The sequence below is a fragment of the Bdellovibrio sp. SBM16 genome (assembly GCF_056175625.1).
The window spans coordinates 88327-107349 of the sequence record NZ_JBJKJG010000010.1 but is presented as its reverse complement, the minus strand read 5'-3'; the positions used below and the strand labels follow the sequence as shown (position 1 = coordinate 107349).

Annotated in this window: 16 protein-coding genes; 5 read left to right on the top strand and 11 right to left on the bottom strand. The window is 43.8% G+C overall.

Features of this window, described 5'->3' with window-relative positions; all coding sequences use genetic code 11:
* Entirely contained in the window at window positions 1-726 is a 726-nt protein-coding gene (locus tag AC04MM_RS11580) for an SPOR domain-containing protein (protein ID WP_475380522.1), read from the top strand.
* Between the two features lie 52 nt (window positions 727-778).
* Here the strand turns inward: AC04MM_RS11580 and AC04MM_RS11575 are convergent, their stop codons facing one another.
* Both AC04MM_RS11575 and AC04MM_RS11570 read right to left on the bottom strand, forming a co-directional pair.
* Window positions 779-1345 (bottom strand): hypothetical protein, encoded by a 567-nt coding sequence (locus tag AC04MM_RS11575; RefSeq protein WP_475380521.1) that lies wholly within the window; start codon window positions 1343-1345, stop codon window positions 779-781.
* Window positions 1342-2658: a hypothetical protein gene (locus AC04MM_RS11570; RefSeq protein ID WP_475380520.1), complete on the bottom strand. Its 1317-nt coding sequence runs from the start codon at window positions 2656-2658 to the stop codon at window positions 1342-1344. Before AC04MM_RS11570 ends, AC04MM_RS11575 begins: the two co-directional genes overlap by 4 nt.
* A 62-nt stretch (window positions 2659-2720) precedes the next feature.
* On the opposite strand from AC04MM_RS11570, the gene AC04MM_RS11565 reads away from it, so the two are divergent.
* On the top strand, window positions 2721-5024 hold the full coding sequence (locus tag AC04MM_RS11565; RefSeq protein WP_475380519.1) for an ATP-dependent helicase: 2304 nt from the start codon (window positions 2721-2723) through the stop codon (window positions 5022-5024).
* Between the two features lie 2 nt (window positions 5025-5026).
* Here AC04MM_RS11565 and AC04MM_RS11560 read toward each other — a convergent pair whose 3' ends face one another.
* The 3 genes from AC04MM_RS11560 to AC04MM_RS11550 are packed head-to-tail and all read right to left on the bottom strand — an operon-like array spanning window position 5027 to window position 8632.
* Window positions 5027-5716 carry an isochorismatase family protein gene (locus AC04MM_RS11560; protein WP_475380518.1) on the bottom strand — a complete coding sequence of 230 codons (690 nt, stop codon included), beginning with the start codon at window positions 5714-5716 and terminating at the stop codon, window positions 5027-5029.
* 54 nt (window positions 5717-5770) lie between these two features.
* Window positions 5771-7000, bottom strand: a complete 1230-nt coding sequence (locus AC04MM_RS11555) for a KamA family radical SAM protein (RefSeq protein ID WP_475380517.1) — start codon at window positions 6998-7000, stop codon at window positions 5771-5773.
* 15 nt (window positions 7001-7015) lie between these two features.
* On the bottom strand, window positions 7016-8632 hold the full coding sequence (locus tag AC04MM_RS11550) for an esterase/lipase family protein (protein WP_475380516.1): 1617 nt from the start codon (window positions 8630-8632) through the stop codon (window positions 7016-7018).
* 229 nt (window positions 8633-8861) lie between these two features.
* Between AC04MM_RS11550 and AC04MM_RS11545 the strand changes: the two genes are divergently transcribed.
* Entirely contained in the window at window positions 8862-10292 is a 1431-nt protein-coding gene (locus AC04MM_RS11545) for a hypothetical protein (RefSeq protein ID WP_475380515.1), read from the top strand.
* A 59-nt stretch (window positions 10293-10351) separates the two neighbouring features.
* Here the strand turns inward: AC04MM_RS11545 and AC04MM_RS11540 are convergent, their stop codons facing one another.
* From AC04MM_RS11540 to AC04MM_RS11520, 5 genes are all read right to left on the bottom strand, one after another.
* Complete coding sequence (locus AC04MM_RS11540; protein WP_475380514.1) at window positions 10352-10957, bottom strand: LURP-one-related family protein; 606 nt, start codon at window positions 10955-10957, stop codon at window positions 10352-10354.
* Window positions 10958-11100: 143 nt separating this feature from the next.
* Window positions 11101-12507, bottom strand: coding sequence for a hypothetical protein (locus AC04MM_RS11535; protein WP_475380513.1), 1407 nt, complete (start codon window positions 12505-12507; stop codon window positions 11101-11103).
* Between the two features lie 15 nt (window positions 12508-12522).
* A complete protein-coding gene (locus AC04MM_RS11530) occupies window positions 12523-13134 on the bottom strand; it encodes a GroES family chaperonin (protein ID WP_475380512.1) in 612 nt (203 codons plus the stop codon).
* Window positions 13127-13411 (bottom strand): DUF507 family protein, encoded by a 285-nt coding sequence (locus AC04MM_RS11525; RefSeq protein ID WP_475380511.1) that lies wholly within the window; start codon window positions 13409-13411, stop codon window positions 13127-13129. The genes AC04MM_RS11530 and AC04MM_RS11525 overlap by 8 nt, the downstream gene beginning before the upstream one ends.
* Window positions 13408-13686, bottom strand: a complete 279-nt coding sequence (locus AC04MM_RS11520; protein ID WP_475380510.1) for a DUF507 family protein — start codon at window positions 13684-13686, stop codon at window positions 13408-13410. The genes AC04MM_RS11525 and AC04MM_RS11520 overlap by 4 nt, the downstream gene beginning before the upstream one ends.
* Before the next feature lie 11 nt (window positions 13687-13697).
* Between AC04MM_RS11520 and AC04MM_RS11515 the strand changes: the two genes are divergently transcribed.
* The gene (locus AC04MM_RS11515) at window positions 13698-15938 is read left to right on the top strand and encodes a transglycosylase domain-containing protein (protein ID WP_475380509.1); all 2241 of its coding nucleotides are present in this window, start codon (window positions 13698-13700) and stop codon (window positions 15936-15938) included.
* Window positions 15939-15957: 19 nt separating this feature from the next.
* On the opposite strand, the gene AC04MM_RS11510 is transcribed toward AC04MM_RS11515, so the two are convergent.
* Complete coding sequence (locus tag AC04MM_RS11510) at window positions 15958-16905, bottom strand: MBL fold metallo-hydrolase (RefSeq protein WP_475380508.1); 948 nt, start codon at window positions 16903-16905, stop codon at window positions 15958-15960.
* A gap of 209 nt (window positions 16906-17114) precedes the next feature.
* On the opposite strand from AC04MM_RS11510, the gene AC04MM_RS11505 reads away from it, so the two are divergent.
* A complete protein-coding gene (locus AC04MM_RS11505; protein WP_475380507.1) occupies window positions 17115-18941 on the top strand; it encodes a sensor histidine kinase in 1827 nt (608 codons plus the stop codon).
* Window positions 18942-19023: the final 82 nt, after the last annotated feature.

Here is a 19023-nt window from a genome sequence, read left to right as displayed (position 1 = left end):
ATGACAATGAATACAAATCGCATTATTGAGTTAGCCTTAGTTTTCTTTATCTCGCTATTTTCGTTTTCAATCGGAACATTCGTAGGCAAGAAGTACTCAGATAACCAACACCGTCTTGCGTTACTTGAGCCGAACAAAAAAACTGAAGAGCGCCAAGCTATTGAAAATGCAGCATCAAATACCGACGCTGCTGCAGCAACTGCAATGTCAGAAAATGAAATCACCGATGCTGACGTAGCAAAATTGGCTGAAGAGTTTTCTGCCGACAACGAAGAAGTGCACGCTGACACAGCGACAGCGCAGGAAGCAGCAAACATGGGCCAAATGCAAGCCCACGCCAATGCGGCGTTGGCCAACCAAGCCGGTACAAAAACTGTAAAAACCGTTAAAGCCGAAGTAAAAGATGTTAAAGAAGTAACCTTAGCTGAAGCCAACGCAGAATCTGAAAGAGATGTTGCCAGCATTCCGGTAAAAGCCAAATCAATGGGTACATACACTGTACAGGTTGGTTCTTACCCGTCTGAAGTCGAAGCCAATAAAATGACGGAGTCATTATTAGCACGTGGTTACAAAGCTAACGCCGTAGCGGCCAACGTCAACGGTAAAACAATGTACCGTGTTCAAGTCGGCATGTTTAATAACTTCAACGAAGCGCAAGAATACAAAAAAGAGTTAATGGAAAAAAACCGTTTAACTTCAGCATTCGTACAAAAAATTTCTAAATAATAATTTTTGAAATGAAAAGTTTAAAAAGGCGGCCTGAAAGCCGCCTTTTTTATTAATAATCAAAATTCACACCGAGCTTAACGGTGCTAACTGAAACCGAATTCGGCTGATATGCCTTCGACTGCATATATCTGGTATCGAGACCGACAACAAAATAATCTATCCGAAATAACAACAACCCGCCCAGACCCAAGGTGCTTGCAGACTCTGACTCGTCGGTCTGGCTTTGCCCGTTTAACGAAGTTTCAATTTCGGCCTGACTTTGCCCGATGGCACTTAACAACACTAATTCCAGATTTGTATTCGGCGTTAAGTTTTTAAAATCAATTTTAGCCAGACTGAAGCCGGCAATTAAATTCCATTCTTGTGTTTTTGTTTTTACACCTAAAGCAGTGCTGCCGGTATTATCCTGCGAACGGTTATGTTCGATACCGACTAAAAAACTTTGGTACATGTAGTTAACCGAATAATGCGTGTAACTGCGCAGATCGATGCTCTGATCCGAGCCCTCTTCATATCTGAACTGAAAACCCGGGGCATAGATCTGCACTTCGTGCTGCGCCTGTGCCGTCAACGCGGCAAAGAGTAATCCGGCTAAGACCAGCAGACGTAAGATCACGGCGCCACCACTTTATAAGAGTTAAGGTTTTCTTCTTTTTCACAAGAGTACTTGGCAGCAATGACTCCGTCTTTTTCAAGCGGAGAATTCAAATGTTCAACCAACAAATCACATTGTTCCTGTGACTGGCGGCCGCTATCGTATCCAGCTACCGCCAAAAATAATGCTTGCGGTGATAACTTTTCGGCTTTACCAAGAGCTACAGCGTCGCGACCTAAATCTTCAACGAAGCGCAATACGATCTGGCTAACTTCTCTTTTGGCATCGGCGCGGGTTAATCCGTTGTTCTGTACTTTAACTGTTACGAGCTCTTTTAAAAAGCGGGCGTACGGCGTACCGACTTCATAGATAAAATTAGACAGTGCCATCGACGGATCATCAGATACTCGCTGTGCTTCGAGCACCGCAGATTCAATCTCGCGCTCGCTTTTGTAAATCACTTTTGCCGGCTTGGTTAAACTGCGTTTTTTCACATGAGTTGACAACGACCACTTTAAAAAATCCGGATCATCGGTGTATGCCCAGCCCCAGAAATCAGCCAAGCCTTCGTTGACCCCACGCAGGTACGTTTCATTGAATAGTTCAACATCCGATAGATTTTCACGAACTGTCAAACGTTCGCTCCAACCTTCTAAACTGTGCACGTTCTGATCCGAAAGCTGCTGCGAAACTGACAGGCGCTTCTGGCCGAGTGGCTCTAAAACTTTGCGGTAAAAAATCGAGTGAAAAAACTCATGCGCCACAATCCCGGCATTAACCGCAATCGGCATTTCTTTCGCCGTGTACGGCACAAATAACATGGCTTTAGAACGGCCGTCATAAAATGCGTTATTGGCCTGGATGGCTTCATCACCTTTGATTTTGGTATTTAGCCCGATCTGAAACGGACCTTTAACAGTGATCCCCAAATCCTGCGCCCAGGTGATCAAACTCTGCATGTGGTAATACAAGGTCGCCATCTGTAACGACAGGGTGTCTTTGGCTATATACGTATTGTTTTTAGTCTTCGCAAAATACGCCACCGGCGAACCGCCGGATAAACGGCCATCATTCATGCCCGGCGCATAGAAAAACTGCGCATACTTACCGCGCAGCTCTCGTAGGGTATCGACGTTTTGTAGCACCACGGTTTTTAAGGCATAGCCATTCTCGCCGTTCTGGGTCTCAGTCAGCGGAATCTGCACCGCTAAATCACCAGAAGCCACTGCGTCGCTGGCAGCTGGTTTACAGCCTGAAAACGCGAGCAAAGATGCACCTAAAAAAAGCACGCAAAAACTTCTAGAAAAACCGGTCAAAACACGAGTGAAATTCATTGCGTCAAATATAGGGTATTTTGTCGAAATTCTCAATTTTCAGGGGTATGACTTAACCCCTAATGAGCGTCGTTGAAAACCTTACACGAAATCTGAACCCAACTCAAAAGAAAGCTGTCGAAACTTTAGACGGTCCCCTTTTAATTTTAGCGGGTGCCGGCTCGGGTAAGACCCGTGTATTGACCCACCGTATGGCCAATCTGATCGGCCAGGGCATCTGCGCGCCGGAAGAAATCCTGTGTGTGACCTTCACCAATAAGGCCGCGCAAGAGATGGAACATCGTATTTACAACTTACTTTCTGAGATCGGTGTGCCGGTTACCCGTGATTTATGGATCAGCACGTTTCACAGCTTCTGTGTACGCATCTTACGCCGCCACATTGAAATGCTTGATTACAAAAAACCGTTCACGATTTACGATTCTTCAGATCAGTTAGCCCAGATCAAAAAGGTCATGCAGGCCTTAAACATCAATGACAAGATGTTTGCACCAAAAAGCTTCCAGCACCGGATCAGCAATTCAAAAATGTTAGGTCTTGCGCCTGAAAACATGCGCGGTGGTAATTCAAAAAACGTGATCGACCAAAAGACCTTGGAAGTCTACACCCGCTACGAAGAAGAAATGCGCCGCACGAATGCCTTAGATTTCGATGATCTGTTATTAAAAACGCACGAACTGTTTAAGATGTATCCGGGCCTACTTGAAGAGTACCAGAAACAGTTCCGTTACATCATGGTTGATGAGTACCAGGATACCAACCGTATCCAGTACCTTCTTGTGCAGCAACTGGCGTCTGCACACAAAAACTTATGTGTCGTGGGCGATGAAGATCAGTCGATCTACTCATGGCGCGGAGCTGATATCAGCAATATTTTAGATTTTGAAAAAGATTTTCCCAACGCCACTGTCGTAAAACTGGAAGAAAATTATCGTTCGTCAGGTAACATCGTTAAAGCGGCCACCAAAGTCATTGCCAACAATACTGAGCGCAAAGACAAGACCCTGTTTACCAATAACGAACCCGGTGAACTGATTCAGGTGCGCGAAGAGCGTAACGAATATGACGAAGCCAGATACGTTGCAAAATCCATCGAAGACTTAATGAATGTCGGCGAAAGTTTAAATAACTTTGCCATTTTCTATCGCACCAATGCGCAATCACGTGTTCTCGAGGAACAATTGCGCACTTTAATGATCCCGTACCGCTTAATCGGCGGTATCCGTTTCTACGAACGTGCCGAAGTAAAAGATCTGATCGCCTACTTACGTATGGCGATTAACTTCAAAGATGATATCGCCGTTAAACGTATCATCAACGTTCCGGCCCGCGGTATCGGCAAAACCACCGTTGAACAAGTCGACGAAATTTCAGCGCGCGAAAAAATTTCGTTTTTTGAAGCGATTCAAAAAGCGATCGACACCAAAGTATTTAATGCCGGCACCACCGGCAAGCTTCGCCGCTTCTTAGAGCTGGCAGAAGGTTTAATTTCGCAGAAGGATAATTTTAAGTTATCAGAGTTTTACTCGATCGTTTTAGACCGCACCGAATACATTACGATTTTAAAAAAAGAAGACACTACCGAAGCCGAAGCACGCATTAACAACTTAGAAGAGTTAGATAACGCCATTGTGCAGTTCGAAAAAGAACGCGGTGATGAAGCGACGTTATCAAACTACTTAGAAGAAATGACCTTAGCTTCTGATCAGGATCAGGTTGATGCCAATGTAAATGCCGTCACCATGATGACCCTGCATATCTCAAAAGGCTTAGAGTACCCGTACGTGTTTATCGTCGGCTGCGAGGAAAGTTTATTTCCGTCCATCCGCGGCGGTGCTGACGAAATCGAAAACCACGATCTTGAAGAAGAACGCCGCTTGGCGTACGTAGGCATGACCCGCGCCCGTAAAAAACTTTGGCTCACGCACGCCAAGATCCGCCGTGTATGGGGCCAGGAGCAGATGAATCCGGTGTCGCGTTTTATCGGCGAAATCCCCAAAGAACTGGTGCAGAAAACTTCTGCAGTAACAGCGTTTGGTGTAAACAGTGGCTTTGCGGCCCGCTACGGCCAGCGCAACAACGACGAATCTGGTTACGGCAGCTTCGGGCAAACCAACAGCTGGGGTAAAAAACAGAATTCATATGACGATAACCAAAGCTTTCCGGATTATGACGAATATTCACAGGCGGCCTCTAGCTCGTCAGGCGGCTATGCTAAAGGCATGAAAGTGCGCCACCCGACATTCGGCGCCGGCTCTATTTTTGCCACTGAAGGTTCTGGCGATAATTTAAAAATCAGTGTTTTATTTCAGGATAACACGATCAAAAAATTCGTCGCAAAATACGCCCGCTTAGAACGCCTGTAATTTTAAAGCGTTACTTGCGACGCTCTGTTGGCATCGTCTCTATCAAAATTTCTGAACTCACGTGCTCGTTCTCTAAGAAAGCGCATTTGTCTGAAGTATTCCTGCATAATGGTTCTTAGCTCATGGCCATGGCCACGGGCCCAGTCCCGCTGCATTTCGCAGGCTAGGGCCAATGCGGTAACCGGCTGCGCACCGGCTTGAATCATTCTCTGCAGTGCTGTTTCGTGCGTTTCTTTGGTAACACCTCCGATCGCATCCACGACCGGATAAACTTCATAACCATCTTTAATGGCATCAAGAGTCGGATATGCCACGCAAACTTCAGTCCATAATCCTGCCATAATTATTTTTTTTCGGCCGGTACGGGCCACCACACTGATAAAATTTTCGTCTTCCCAGGCATTTAGGGTGGTACGGTCGATTTCCACAGTGGGCGGAAGCGCATCGATCAGTTCTTTGTGCGTACCTTGATTTACACCCATCTCGACCCCAACGGTTGAAACAACAAACGGAATATTAAAGGCTTTAACCATTTTTCCGAGGGTAATGACATTTAACAGTAATTCACTGGTGTTTTTGGAAGTAACCCCGCGAAACTGATCCGGTTGGTAATCAATGAAAGTTACCACGGAATTTTCTGGTGTTAGTAAATGATCTTTTTTAGCGTTGCGGATTGCACTCACTTGCGCCATAGCTGGCCCCTTTCCATGAGGCAAAATGACTCAAATTGCCTCTAGGAATACTGATTATGCAAAAGGCGGCGCATTCTTCTTTGAAGCTTTAACTTCTTCCCATTCAGGTAAATACACTTCGGCATCAATGGGTTTTATGATTTGATCAGCGCTTGGGTTTTTGTAAACTGATTCAACGCCGTCCCAGCCGGTAAACAGGCGTTCTGCTTCAGTCACCGCAGTTTCAAACTTAGGAACGTAATAGGCCTTACCACCGCCGTCCGGAATATCCACCGACAGATTCGGCATCGCAAGACCTGAAAGATGCCCCCACAGTTCTTTTTGAATCGCTAAAGAATCATCAATCGAGGTGCGCAAGTGGTCCGTGCCGATTGATGGATCGCACTGAAACATGTAATAAGGTTTTGCACGTAGGTATAATAACCTGCGCGATAAGGCCTGCACGATCGCCGGATGATTATTTACCCCGTTTAATAACACCATCTGATTCATTACCGGGATGCCGTGGTCAACAAACAGCTCTACCGCCTGGGCTGCATCCGCTGTAAGCTCGCGCGGATGGTTGAAGTGGGTCATTAAAAATACCGGTTTGTGTTTACGTAAAATTTTAACCAGATTTTCTGTCACCCGCATCGGGGCTACGACCGGCATACGTGTTCCGATACGGATAATTTCAATATGTTCGATTTTGCGTAAATCCGACAACACGCGCTCCAGCTGCGCATCCGAAACTGTTAACGGGTCACCGCCTGAAAGAATAATTTCGCGTAAGCCTTTAGTGTTACGAAAATACTCCAGCGCATTTTCATACTCTGAATTTTTGATAAATGCCTGGTCACTGCCGGTAAAGTGTTTACGTGTGCAGTAGCGGCAGTACACCGAACAAATGTCGGTGATTAAGAATAACGCGCGGTCAGAGTATCTGTGCACCACACGCGCAACCGGATTGTTAGAATTTTTGCGTTCGCCTAAAGGATCCAGCTGCGCCTGAAATTTATCCGAAAGCTCGGCAGAATGAGGCATTAAGATTCTTCTGATCGGGTCTTGTTCTAACGATTTATGTGCAAGACTTGCGTAATATGGCGTAGCGCGAATATTAAAAACCTGTTTGGCATTCTGCGATTCGCTGGAACGAAACGCGGTGGCTTCGTTTTCGCTTAAGGTAAAATGGGTTTGAAAATCAGCCAATGATTTCATCGACTGGCGCAGTTGCCAGGTCCAATCCATCCAATCGGCGGGATTGATATTTTCAGGTTTTGGGGCTGAATCAAACTTGATCTTCACCCCCCAAGATATAGCTTAATCCAGCTGCAAATCCAAGAACGTTGTGTACGTCGGTTGCAGCGGGATAATCAATGTACGCTTTTTAAGGCCCGGAAGGTTGATAACCATCTGTAAAGGATACTTTTTGTTCACATCAAACGACTTGGCCGATGCAATCGGCTGGATTGAACCGGTCAGCTGGATCTGAATTTTATTCTTTTCCGCCGAATAATTCACGATACGCGAACCCCACTCATTTAAGCGGCCAATGCGGATTTCGTGGCTTAGCGGGCCAATATTTTTAACCAATCCGTCTTTTTTAACATCTTTTAAATGTTTTTTATTATCGTTTCCGTAAACATAATCAACCTGCAGATATTTCATCAAGGTTTTATCATCTAACATTTCTTTCGGCGGAATAAAATTTTTCGGCAACTGCAGATCTAAACCTAAATTAAATGTACGCATTTCGTTTCGGAGCATTTCATTGGTCTCTAAACTCAAAGGTGCTCGTGCGACTTCCAGGTCTCTAACGATCTGTGTGTAACGATCCATACGGCAGGCTGTTTTCGGTTCTTCACAGTTGGCCAGATGTTTAAAAATATGGATATAGCTGATATGTTTACACTGAGAGGCTTCGATACACTCTTCAGGAATAGAAGCAATCGCGTAGGCACGGTCATAACCGCTGGCTTTAGCGTGCACCCCTTCAATCAGAATGTATTTCGGATCGGTTTTAAAATAGCGCGAATACTCGAAATCATCCATTTTCAGATTTTGTTTTTTATCCAGCTCCAGATAACGCCGAATCTCATCAGAAAAATAATAAAAGCCAAGACGTGCACTCGATACATTGACGGCCTGATCTGACTCCCAGCGAACACCCACATTTAAGCGGTAGTCAAAAACCTTAACCACCTTTTTCTTTAAGTCGTTAATCAGCTTTAAAAACTTGCTCTTCGGAACCTCTTCACCTTTGGTTGCAGGCACCACGGCAGAGATATTCAACATCCGCGGATCGTAATAAATATTTACAAAGTTTTTTCGCGCCATGCGGCTGAAATAGCCGTAAATTTTTTCTGAAGCTGCGGTGATATCTGTCACCTCTTGATCGCCATAATTCATTTTATCAAAGATAAAGTCTTGAATATCAGAGTGCGGGATAAACTTCTTTAACAAAAACGTGGTGCGTGATCCCCAATACGGCACACCTAAAGACACAAAGCCGTTTACGCGCTCCATGTATGAGCGCTGCTTTAAATCAACGCCATCTAAGGCCTTTAAATACCAGATATAACCGACCAACCCGCCTTGCGAGTGTCCAACCATGCTGATTTTGTCGCTCTCATTTAGAAACGGAATTTCTTTAACCAGAAAGTTTTCAAACTCGCTGACAAAACGTTCAATTTCGGCCCCTTTTTCACCGCTGGAATATTTAAAATCCTTAGTCACTACCTCGTGATAGGGATTTACTGCAGTTAAATGCTCTTCCAGTGCCGGCAATAACCCCAAAAAAGACTCTGGCGAGCCGCTTAATCCGTGCATTGAAATAATATAGTGTTTCGGTCTGACACTGGCCGGGCTACGAAAAGTCGTCAAAGTTTCACAGGAAGCCAAAGCAAAGACGCCGACCACAATTAAATAGTTTTTCATATAAAACTTCATCGTGATGTCAGAGCTCATACTTTAGTACTGACACAGACCTGTATGACTTTTTTTGTACTTATCGCGAAGTTCGACAGCAGTCTCAGTGTGAAACAAAAAAAAATCTGCGAATAGGCCCATGATTTTCAGCACTTACAGCGTATGACTCACTCTAAGACATGGTGCCAGGTTCGCAATTATGATCTTCGACGAATAAGTTTTTTTAAACGGAGGATATATGAAACATCAACAACAAGCCCCAAAATGGTTATTAACTACTGCTTTATTAGCAGTGCTTGGTGCTAACTACGGCTTTCAAACCAACTCTTTAGCGATGCATAAAGATGAAGTTGAAGTGTTTGAATTATCTTCTCGCGAAGGTCGCCCAGCTTCTGGCACGGCTTCGGTATCTGGTTCAGCAACTGTTTCAGGTTCAACATCAGTATCAGGTTCTGCAGCAGCATTAGGCTCGGCGGAAGCCCGCCCACTACCACAAACAGGATCTGAAGATAAAACCGGCAAAACGGTTGAATTAAAACGTGAAGGCCAGGTACTCGCTACAGGCACATGCGCTGATGGTTCTTGTAAATCAGTTGTTTTAGAAATGTCTACCTTACACAGATTTGCAGAAAATATCGCGGCAGCTACGCGCGCCGTAACGTCTTCAGCTGTAGTTGCAAGACCGGCATCAAGCGTAACGGTAGTTGCTGCTCCGGTAGCCGCAGCTGAATCAGAATATGACTGTGATTTTACTGAAGACGGCAAACCTGAAACCCGCGCACAAAAACGCGACCGTTTACGTTGCGAAAAAGCCGAAAAAGAACGCGAAAAGAGCGAAGAGCGTATCGCTAAATTCGAAGATAAAATGGAAGACATCAAAGACCGTTGTGAAGTGACCCGCTCTGAAACTAAACTAGAGTGTTTAACACGCGAATTTAACAGTGCTACATCACGCTTCACCGGCCGTAACGCAATCCCGGCAAACGTCGTACAACGTTACTTTAAAAACGTAGTCGGTGGCGAATTAAGCAAGATGTTATTCAATAACGAAATCGACGCTCAAACTGCCATGAGCACGTTACACGATGTTTTTGACGGTCTTCCATCTGAGTATGGTCAAATCCGCCAGAATATCCTAACGGCAGTTCAGAACGAAACTAAAAACCGCTCTCAAGCTATCAACGAGCAGTACAAATTAGCTGACACTTTCGCAAAGCAAAATAAACCACAAGAGTACTTACAAACAATGAATGAAGCACAAGCGGCACATGCTGAATTAAACCAAATGGCCAACGTGTACTCAGCAGCAGCAAAAACTTCTGATGCTTACAGCTCTGATACTAGTTTTGCTAAGTACTACCAACAAACGTACTTGCCAGCTATGAATAAAATCTTTTCTTTAATGGGTCCGGCAGCAGCGGCCACAGCTGTAACTCCTGAAGAAAAAGTTGAAAACAGCGGGACTCGTCAAAATACTCGCGGCAGTGTACAGTCGGGCTCAACAACGCCGGTAGCGACTGGTACCCGCGGTCAAGCCAGCTCTAAAGTAAGCAACGGTTCACCGTCACAATGGGAATTCTTAAACTCATCAACTGGTGGCGTGCGCGTAGGAACTCCGTCAAACTCTTCACGCGGCAACACTCGTGGTGCCCGTTCAATGGGTAACTAATCGGTGCTAGGTCACTTTATCTAACTAAAAAGCCAGGTTCATCACCTGGCTTTTTTATTTTAAGATTTGTGTTCGAAGTACTGCAGATCGGTAAATACGCTGCAGGCTAATATCACCAAGCGCTCATTTTCACTTAAGGTACTACTTTTAAATTCGACACTGAAGTTGTCAGCATCCATAAAAATCTCTTTTAAAGCGCCTGACCACTTTTTCTGGATCAGCGCCGCCTCTTCGCCGCGAGTGTTAAAAAATGGAAACGTCCAAAACGAGAAAAAACCAGAACGCATCTGATAAATCACTTCGCCACGTTCGTTGTGCACGTCGAATTTTTTTTTAAAAATACCAAAGCGCTGCTTCACCGTCCCTATGGTCACACCTTGCGCAGTTACGATTTCAAACTCCTGAAAGATCCAGCGAAACGGGTGTTTTGAAACCAAGACGTGTTGTCTTTGCGCATCGAAGAAATGCAGCTCAAACGAACGCCAGTGGCCTAACAACTGACGCAGTAAAATACCGAGGATACCTTTTTGCTGTTCAGCTGCAAAACCGATCAGGTTTTTCTGACTATCGTATATTTCGTACTTATTGCGCGTTTCAAAACCTAAAAGTTCAGCGAGTTCACGCTTTTGTTTTACAAAAATTTGAGTGTAATTGGAAAGAATCATGTGATTTGACCCCTAAAAAAGAAAATCCGGCGGGGATTGCTCCCCGCCGGCCCTGCTCAGCCTACATCACCAGCTGTAGTACACATTCTGTGTTCAAGTTGTCATCCTAAGCTGTCGTACATGCTGTCATCACGCTGATATTCTTAAAAGGTGATGGCGGCCTTAGTCGTAAATCCAAAGTTGGTCTTGCTATCGAAGTTATTAGTGCTGCCACCTTCCCATGCGGCGCCCGGCATTAATACTCCCATTCCAGTTGACCAAGTCACACGTTCACGTGGCTTGTAAACTAGTTCTAAATCTAATTCTAGGCCTAAGTCTTTTTTCATGTCTACAAATTTCTTTGCATTCATTAACTGCGCGTAAATAATTGTTCCTTTTAGATCGATTTTGTCATCCCACATGTACTTCACTGAAGGTGCCAAGAACATTGCGTTTGTGATCGCCTCGTCATCCGCAGAGTTTTGTGTGCTCAAAGAACTTCCGGCATCATTTGCATGAATCGGAGATGTTCCTAAGATATCGCCCGAACCCAATCGGTGGTTAAACAATAAAATGCCCACGTCATAGTTACGGTCTAAGATATAACCTTCGTAAGTTCCCAGTGTATCCGGGTTATCACCGCTGACCACACCGAACTTACCACTGAATTCCCAGTCGCTCTCGCCGGCCGGAAATAAACCTTCAGTAACTACCGCGTACGAGTCTACTTTGATTTTTTCAGTCGTTGCTGTTACTACGCCGGTATCACCGGTTAAGAAACTGGCTTCTAGTTTAAATTCAAAGACAGACCATTTTCTTTCTAAGTAGATATTAACTGTCTGGGTTTTAAGACCCGAAACGGTCGCTGAACCATTCGGTAACTCTGCTGGAGCGTAGTCGTTGTATGCAGGTCCCGCCGAACGTGTCTGATGAAATAGACCAGCGCGCGCACCGGCATCAACGTTGTTGTAATCAAGGATATAGATCTGATCATTCATTACGCCGCCGCCGAAATCATCTTGAGCAACGCGAGCAATCATTGGCGCAAAAGAAAGGTTATCTACCACAAAACGGTAAGAAATAACTTCTTTAGTATCCATCCAGTGATCAAATGCGCCTTTGCCGGCATTATGAGTAATACCTAAACCGAACTCTACCGGGGCACGGCCCACCAATAACGAACCGTACTCATGGTTTACGTTTAAGTATAACTGGCTCACGTAAATCTGAGATGAGTTCTGATTTTGCGAAGTCGCATTAGTACCTGTGTCGCCGGTGCCGTCATTTAAACCGCCACCGATCACTGAACCCAATTGCGAATTTTTGTAAGCTTTTAATTCGCTGGCCATAATATCAAAACGGCTCACAATGTTGATACCGTCAGAACCTACGATTTTAGGCTGTAAGTATAAAAAATTAAGCGCGTAGTTTTTGCTTTGCTTGTTATTGGCTAACGACGGACGGTCAATGCTTGTGTACTCAACGCGGTAGCCGCCGGTCCAATCAATCGAAATAGCCGCTGCAGTTTGTGAGACTAATAAAACTGCTGTGAATAGTTGTGATAATTTCATCGGTGGTTCCCCTCTTTATTCTGCCACACCAAGAACTTCGTTCTCGTGCACGATATGTAAATCTTCGTTATTAAATTTAACTTTGGTGCTTGAATACTCACTGAATAAAACAACGTCACCGATTTTTACGTCTAACAATCTATGATGGCCTTTTTTTGTGTAAGTGCCATGACCGGCAGCCAACACTTCACCTTTTAAATAGCCAGATGTCGACGATACCGAATCCGGCAGGATTAACCCGCCCGGCGTAACACGCTCAGCTTGCACCAGGCGGATCACTAAACGGTCGCCCAGCGGTGTAATCGCCTTTGAGTAATCGATCTTAGCTGAAGGTTTTGCTGTTGGCGCTTTAAACGCAGTCGCTTTCACCGCCGCCGGTTTTTTTGCGGCCAGTTTAGCTTTAACTTTGGCCGCCGCTTTTTTTACAGTCTTAGCTTTAACATTAACTTTGGCTTTCGCTACTGGCTTCGCTGCTTTTTTTACTGATTTTTTAGGAGCAGCTTTCTTCGCCGCAGGTTTTGCTTTTTTTACCGCTTTTTTAGCTGGTGCAGATTTTTTTACTGATTTTGTTTTCGCTTTAACTTTATTTTTAGCTGTTACTTTTTTAGCTGTTACTTTTTTACCCACGACGGTTTTTCTCCTCTTCGTAATATTTTTTGTACATAATTTCCCATTCAGAGGTACCTTCCATGACACCGCGTTTTAAAGACGCTACTTTTTCACGGGCGTGTTTGTCGATTTCCATATCTTCTTTAACAAAAGCAATAATCGCTTTTTTAGCGGCCTTAAGCGCCTCGTCGTCATCAGTAAAATCGACGATGTCATCGCCCCAAACTTTATCTGTGATTACATGCGCCCAGTGACTTTGGCGGTCTGCTGATAAGATTTCCCTATCTAAAATCATAAGATCACCTTTTTCTCTTTTGCTAATTTAGTTTTTAACAATTGAAACATCTTGCCGCGCTGAAATTCCTGGCCTTGTTGTTCCATCTGATCCATTAAGCCGTGAACTTCTTTTTCTAAATCAAGTTCAGCCTGCAGCTCTTTGTTGATAGCGTCTTTCATGGCCTGAAGAACTTGTTTTTCTTCAACCTTTAACGTGATCAGATTTTGCGATTTCCATTGATTTAAGATTTTTTCAGACAGTCTTTGTATTTGACTTGCGGTAAGCTTCATCATTGTAATTACTTATGTCCTTTTCTAAGTTATTAAAGACCAGTTTTTTTATAGTTACAAGCGCTATATCTCTGAGCGTTAGTGCGCAAAGTATCAACGAAGAGTTCGAGAACAAACTCTCATCGCAAGCCATTTTGCGTACGACTAAGTACTATGCCAGAGGCTTATCCTACAAAACTAACCAGAAATTCAATGCCGAAGCCGTTAAGAAGAGCTTTTTAGACAAAGGCTACCGAGAAAGACAGCAAGATCAGGCCATTTTAGCCGGAGATTTCATCATTCTGAAGGCTCAAGACTGCAGCAACATGTTCAGCATTTCTCTGATGCAGGATTCCACATGCTTTCACTGGAAAAACTCCACCAATGCCGATGCCTATGTGGTTGTAAGCTACCAGGAGACCATTCAACAAATTTTTAAGACCGACCCCACTCGTGTCGTGACCTCTGGTCAGACTGACCCTGTCTTAGTGGCACAGTTTCGTAACAACGAACCACTGATGCAAGAAGAGCTAAAATTGGCTGATTATCCGGTTCAGTGTTTAAATTCGGTGATCGCCATCGAAGATAATGATTTCCTGGATCATTCAGGCGTAAGCATCATGGGGTTAGCACGCGCAGCTATAAAAAATATAATTGCTTTGCGCAAAGCTCAGGGCGGAAGCACGATCACCCAGCAATTGGTTAAAAACTATTTTTTATCTCCAGAAAAAACCTATACCCGTAAAGCCAAAGAACTGTACATGGCAGTAAAGCTCGAATCAAAATGGAGCAAAGATGAAATCCTGCAGACTTATCTGAATGTCATCTACATGGGGCAAAGCGGCGCATTTCAGGTGCGCGGCTTCGGCGCCGCCAGCCAGTATTACTTCGGCAAATCTGCGTCAAAATTAAATCTTTCAGAATGCGCCTTATTAGCGGCGATTATCAACAACCCGGGCTTAAACAACCCATGGAAAAAAACAGACAAAGCTAAAGCGCGCAGACAGTTAGTATTAACAAAAATGAAAGAGTTAAAGCTTATCTCAGAAGACGAATTTAAAAAAGCTAACGACTTTCCGATGCCGGCGGCCACCGTTGTGAAAGCCACAGAAACCGCGCCCTACTTTTTTGAAGCCGTAAGAAAACAAGCGACGGACATGGGGCTGACAACCGATGGAACAACATTTTACACCAGTCTTGATTTGTCAGTTCAAGAAGCCGCACAAAAGTCATTACAGGACGGCATTAAAAGCTTAACCGAGAGCAAAAAATCACTGGCCAAGAAAAAAGAAAATGGTTTGACCCTACAGGGCGTAGTTTTGGCCACCGATAATCAATCTGGTTTTGTAACTGCTTTTGTCGGCGGGCAAAATTTTCGCCAGTCACAGTTTAACCGCGCCTTACATGCCAAACGCCAGATTGGTTCATTAATAAAACCATTTGTATTTTTATCTGGCCTGCAACATGGCATTGACTATAATTCTGCCCCGACACCTAATACGCCGCTTAACGACCAATCATTCGAATGGAAATACGATAACGGTCGAAAATCGTGGAAGCCGGTCAACTACGATAAAAAATTTCGCGGCGAAGTTCCGCTGTTTTTTGCCTTAAAAGAAAGTTTAAATTCTCCAACCGCCCAGATCGCACACCAGGTTGGCATCGAAAAAGTAATCGAACTTGCACACAGTTTAGGATTAACTTCTGATATGACAGCCCTGCCGGCAACATCACTGGGCGCAAGCCAACATACGCCGCTTGAAGTGTTGCAGGCATTTAGTAATCTTTCACGTTTCGGTGAGCAGATCAGCTTATCGTTTATCGAAAAAGCACTTGATGATTCGGGCACGATGATCTTTGAGGCCTCTGGCAACTTTGAACCAAAACCAGAAGCAAAATCAGATAGAACCAAAACCGCTGTCCTCGTCGGTATGATGAAAGAAACACTGTCAACCGGTACGGCCAAGTTTGTTCAGGCCGCAGGTTATAAAAAACCGGCTGCAGGTAAAACCGGTACAACCTCAGACGGCAAAGACGCATGGTTTGCAGGCTTTACCCCGAGCACTACGGCTGTCGTATGGCTCGGCTTTGACCAGAACCTGGCCACTGCGCTTACCGGCGGTGGCGCTGCGGTTCCGATCTGGACGAATTTTATGAAACAGATCACCGCCTCGGAATCCGACAATGACTTTGTTTGGCCCGAAACTACCGAAATCAAAGAAATTGAATCAACTTTAGATAACGGCAAAAAGATTAATTTGGTGTTTGAAAAGTAGATTGCGACAACGCAAGAACCTATTTTAATTCAACTTCCTGAGTTTCGTAAGCAAAGTCCCAAGCAGTGGTTTTGCTGGCTGCGTGTTTTTCAAAAGCAGCTCCCGCTTTTTCTTTGATTGCCTGAATATCCTTAAGACTAGCAGAAGGATCATAGTGAGCCATGTATACTTGCTTGATAGCAAAATTCCCACAAAGATTAAAAGCTCTTTCAAAAGTACCATGTCCCCAACCTGCCTTAACGTTCATTTCTTCTTCTACATACTGGGCATCGATGTACATTAAATCGAGGTCTTTGTACAGACCCGCATCCTGACCAAGTTCTTCTGCAGTTACGCGCGTGGCTTCAGTGTCAACTGCATGGCCGTAGGCTTTGCCATCACGTTCAACACGAAAACCATAACATGGATCTGGATGATCAAGTAAGTATGGCGTAACCGCAAAACCGTTGATGTAACGTTTTTCATACGGCGACAGTTTAATAAACTGAATGTTTGCTTTTAAATCTTCGTAACCGACCGGAAAAATCGGCTTGTGAAAAAGATCACGTACGATTTTTTCACACTCTGGCTGTACGCAGTAATATTTTACCGTGCACCCTGGGATAAAATGCGGCGCAAAGAATGGTAAACCCAGGATATGGTCAAAGTGAAAATGGGTGATTAAAATGTGATACTCTTTTTGTACGAATTTGTTTTTTGCCAATGTATCGCTTAAGTATTTAATGCCGCTGCCACCGTCGATAATCAGCATTTGATCATCACTTGATACCTGCACACAGGTCGTAGCCACGCCATACCCGCTGACATCCACTAATTTTTTTTCATTAAGAAATTTATCGATTTCAGAAGCTGATTTGTAACCTTTATCTAAAAACTCGCGCAACAAAAGAGCAAACTGCTCTTTTGCTTCAGTGGGACTAGAACTGCTCGGAAGCGATCCGCGCACTCCCCAAAATTTGATCTTCATGATCTGACAACCACGCTGTTACAATTTTCCTTCGCTAGTAATAGTTTATTTTCATGCCAGCTGTTCCGCAACCGTTCCGATTAAACCTAGACAAGTTTTCCATCTTGAGACGCCGACCTTGGTCTCGTCAAACTAGACTTAGGTTGTTTAAGGGCTACTAAATATCCCCGTATTTAGGGGATAATGTCGCAGTAGCAAGGCGGTTCAAGTTGAAAAACTGGATAAATAAGTGGTTCTCATTTTCGTGGAAAAAGCTGGCGCTGGTGGCGGCGTTGTTGCCGGTGATGTGGCTGGTAGAGCAAGATGAATTTCCAAGAGTAGACGCTTTTTTGCGAGATGCTTTCCAATATCTAAACACCTCAACAGACATTAATCGATCGTTCGTCACCATAAATATTAATAAAGAAAAGGAAGTTTTTACTCGGCCGTTTACTTTTGATGCCATTCTTCCAGTGTTAGAAAAAATTTTTGCGGGCCAACCTAAAAAAGTAATTTTAATCTTAAGCCCTCGTGAATTATATCATGACTACGATCAGCCGAAACCAATGAAGAAAAAACTCTTCGACTATCTAAACAAAAAAGAAAACGCATACATCTATGCAGCATCAAATGGCTCTGAAGATGACGTTTACGAAGATCCAATCTTATCGCAATTTCCCCGCATATTTCCCTTTGAAATGTTTCCTGACCAACGCTGGGGGCCAAGAGATTCAAAATTACGACGTGCTATGATTTCATATGACAAACAAGGCGTTGCGTATGAGTTTGAAAGTTTACACGCTATCGGACTACAGACCAAACCTCCCGAGTATTTTAAGTACACATGGAATTTTTGGGGATCAAAACAAGCATACCTAAAAACTTTCAGATTAGGAACTTTCGGATCTCATGATGCAAGCAAATTCCTGGAAACCACAGACGACTCAATAGATTTAAAAGATAAAATTGTAATATTAGGAAGTAATGACGAATACAGCTTTCTAACACAAGTCTCAGTATTTAATTTGTCGGACAAAAAAGGCCCAAGTTTCAAAGGATATCCACCTTCTGATGCTCTAGCAAATGCTTTGAACTTGTACACGACCGGCGACTACATAAAATTAGTGCAAAATTTTAAAGATCTAATTTTGACGTTTGCAATTCTATGTCTGTTGATTTTTATCAATGTAGAAATTAAAAAGAAAATTTACATTTTCGCTTCTTTAATACCAGCAATAATCTTCACGTTAGCACTGATCTACGCCACGTCGAGTTTTTACATCAATTTCTCCAAATCAATCACGCTGTTGTTTTTCATACAGTATCTTGTGATACCGGTGATCATGCTAAACATATTCAAACAACAAGAATCTCGCAAACTTCAGGAGATCAACGATGCCAGAATCGATGCTTTACTTACTGTTTCTGAAAAAGTAGCCCACGATATCAGATCTCCTCTTTCGGCAATTAATCTCGTGAGCTCGAAAGTTTCATTCCCCGATCAGGAATACAAAGATATTTTCGATAGCGCTATTCAACGCATCGATGAAACCGCCAATAAAATCTTAACCCGTTACCGCACCAAAACAGGCAGCGAAAACGAAACCCCAGAACCAATCGATTTAGGTGAAATCTGCAATACTATTATCAAAGAAAAAGCCATTTTAAATGAAAAAATCAATTTCGAATTAGTTATCAACACCGATTCAACGATGGCTATGGGTTTTAAATTAGATCTAGAAAGAATCATCAGCAACATTATGGATAACTCAATCTTTGCCCTTAAAAGCATTATTGAACCAAAAATTTTCTTATCAATAGCTGAACACGATAAGATGCTTAGACTGAGCATCACCGATAACGGCACAGGGATTCCAGAAAAAGTGCTAAGCTTGCTCGGCACAGCCCGTATCACCACCAAAGCCGACACTGGCCAGGGCAACGGGATCGGTCTATTACACGCCAAACGCGTAATCGAGCGACTTAACGGACACTTCGAAATCTCGTCGCAGGAAAACGTGGGCACAACGATCATGATTAGCTTACCGAAAGCTTAGGTCTAAAGTCTTAATGGTTTAGGCAAAGCTTAACAATTTCGGCAAGATACTAACAATTGGCTCTAAGATTGCTATTCTATAA

Coding starts and splice junctions, on each gene's coding strand:
- AC04MM_RS11550 (WP_475380516.1), bottom strand. CDS start 8,632: ATGAAAAACTATTTAATTGTGGTCGGCGTCTTTGCTTTGGCTTCCTGT.
- AC04MM_RS11535 (WP_475380513.1), bottom strand. CDS start 12,507: ATGAAATTATCACAACTATTCACAGCAGTTTTATTAGTCTCACAAACT.
- AC04MM_RS11565 (WP_475380519.1), top strand. CDS start 2,721: ATGAGCGTCGTTGAAAACCTTACACGAAATCTGAACCCAACTCAAAAG.
- AC04MM_RS11510 (WP_475380508.1), bottom strand. CDS start 16,905: ATGAAGATCAAATTTTGGGGAGTGCGCGGATCGCTTCCGAGCAGTTCT.
- AC04MM_RS11545 (WP_475380515.1), top strand. CDS start 8,862: ATGAAACATCAACAACAAGCCCCAAAATGGTTATTAACTACTGCTTTA.
- AC04MM_RS11540 (WP_475380514.1), bottom strand. CDS start 10,957: ATGATTCTTTCCAATTACACTCAAATTTTTGTAAAACAAAAGCGTGAA.
- AC04MM_RS11520 (WP_475380510.1), bottom strand. CDS start 13,686: ATGATGAAGCTTACCGCAAGTCAAATACAAAGACTGTCTGAAAAAATC.
- AC04MM_RS11570 (WP_475380520.1), bottom strand. CDS start 2,658: ATGAATTTCACTCGTGTTTTGACCGGTTTTTCTAGAAGTTTTTGCGTG.
- AC04MM_RS11525 (WP_475380511.1), bottom strand. CDS start 13,411: ATGATTTTAGATAGGGAAATCTTATCAGCAGACCGCCAAAGTCACTGG.
- AC04MM_RS11580 (WP_475380522.1), top strand. CDS start 1: ATGACAATGAATACAAATCGCATTATTGAGTTAGCCTTAGTTTTCTTT.
- AC04MM_RS11515 (WP_475380509.1), top strand. CDS start 13,698: ATGTCCTTTTCTAAGTTATTAAAGACCAGTTTTTTTATAGTTACAAGC.
- AC04MM_RS11560 (WP_475380518.1), bottom strand. CDS start 5,716: ATGGCGCAAGTGAGTGCAATCCGCAACGCTAAAAAAGATCATTTACTA.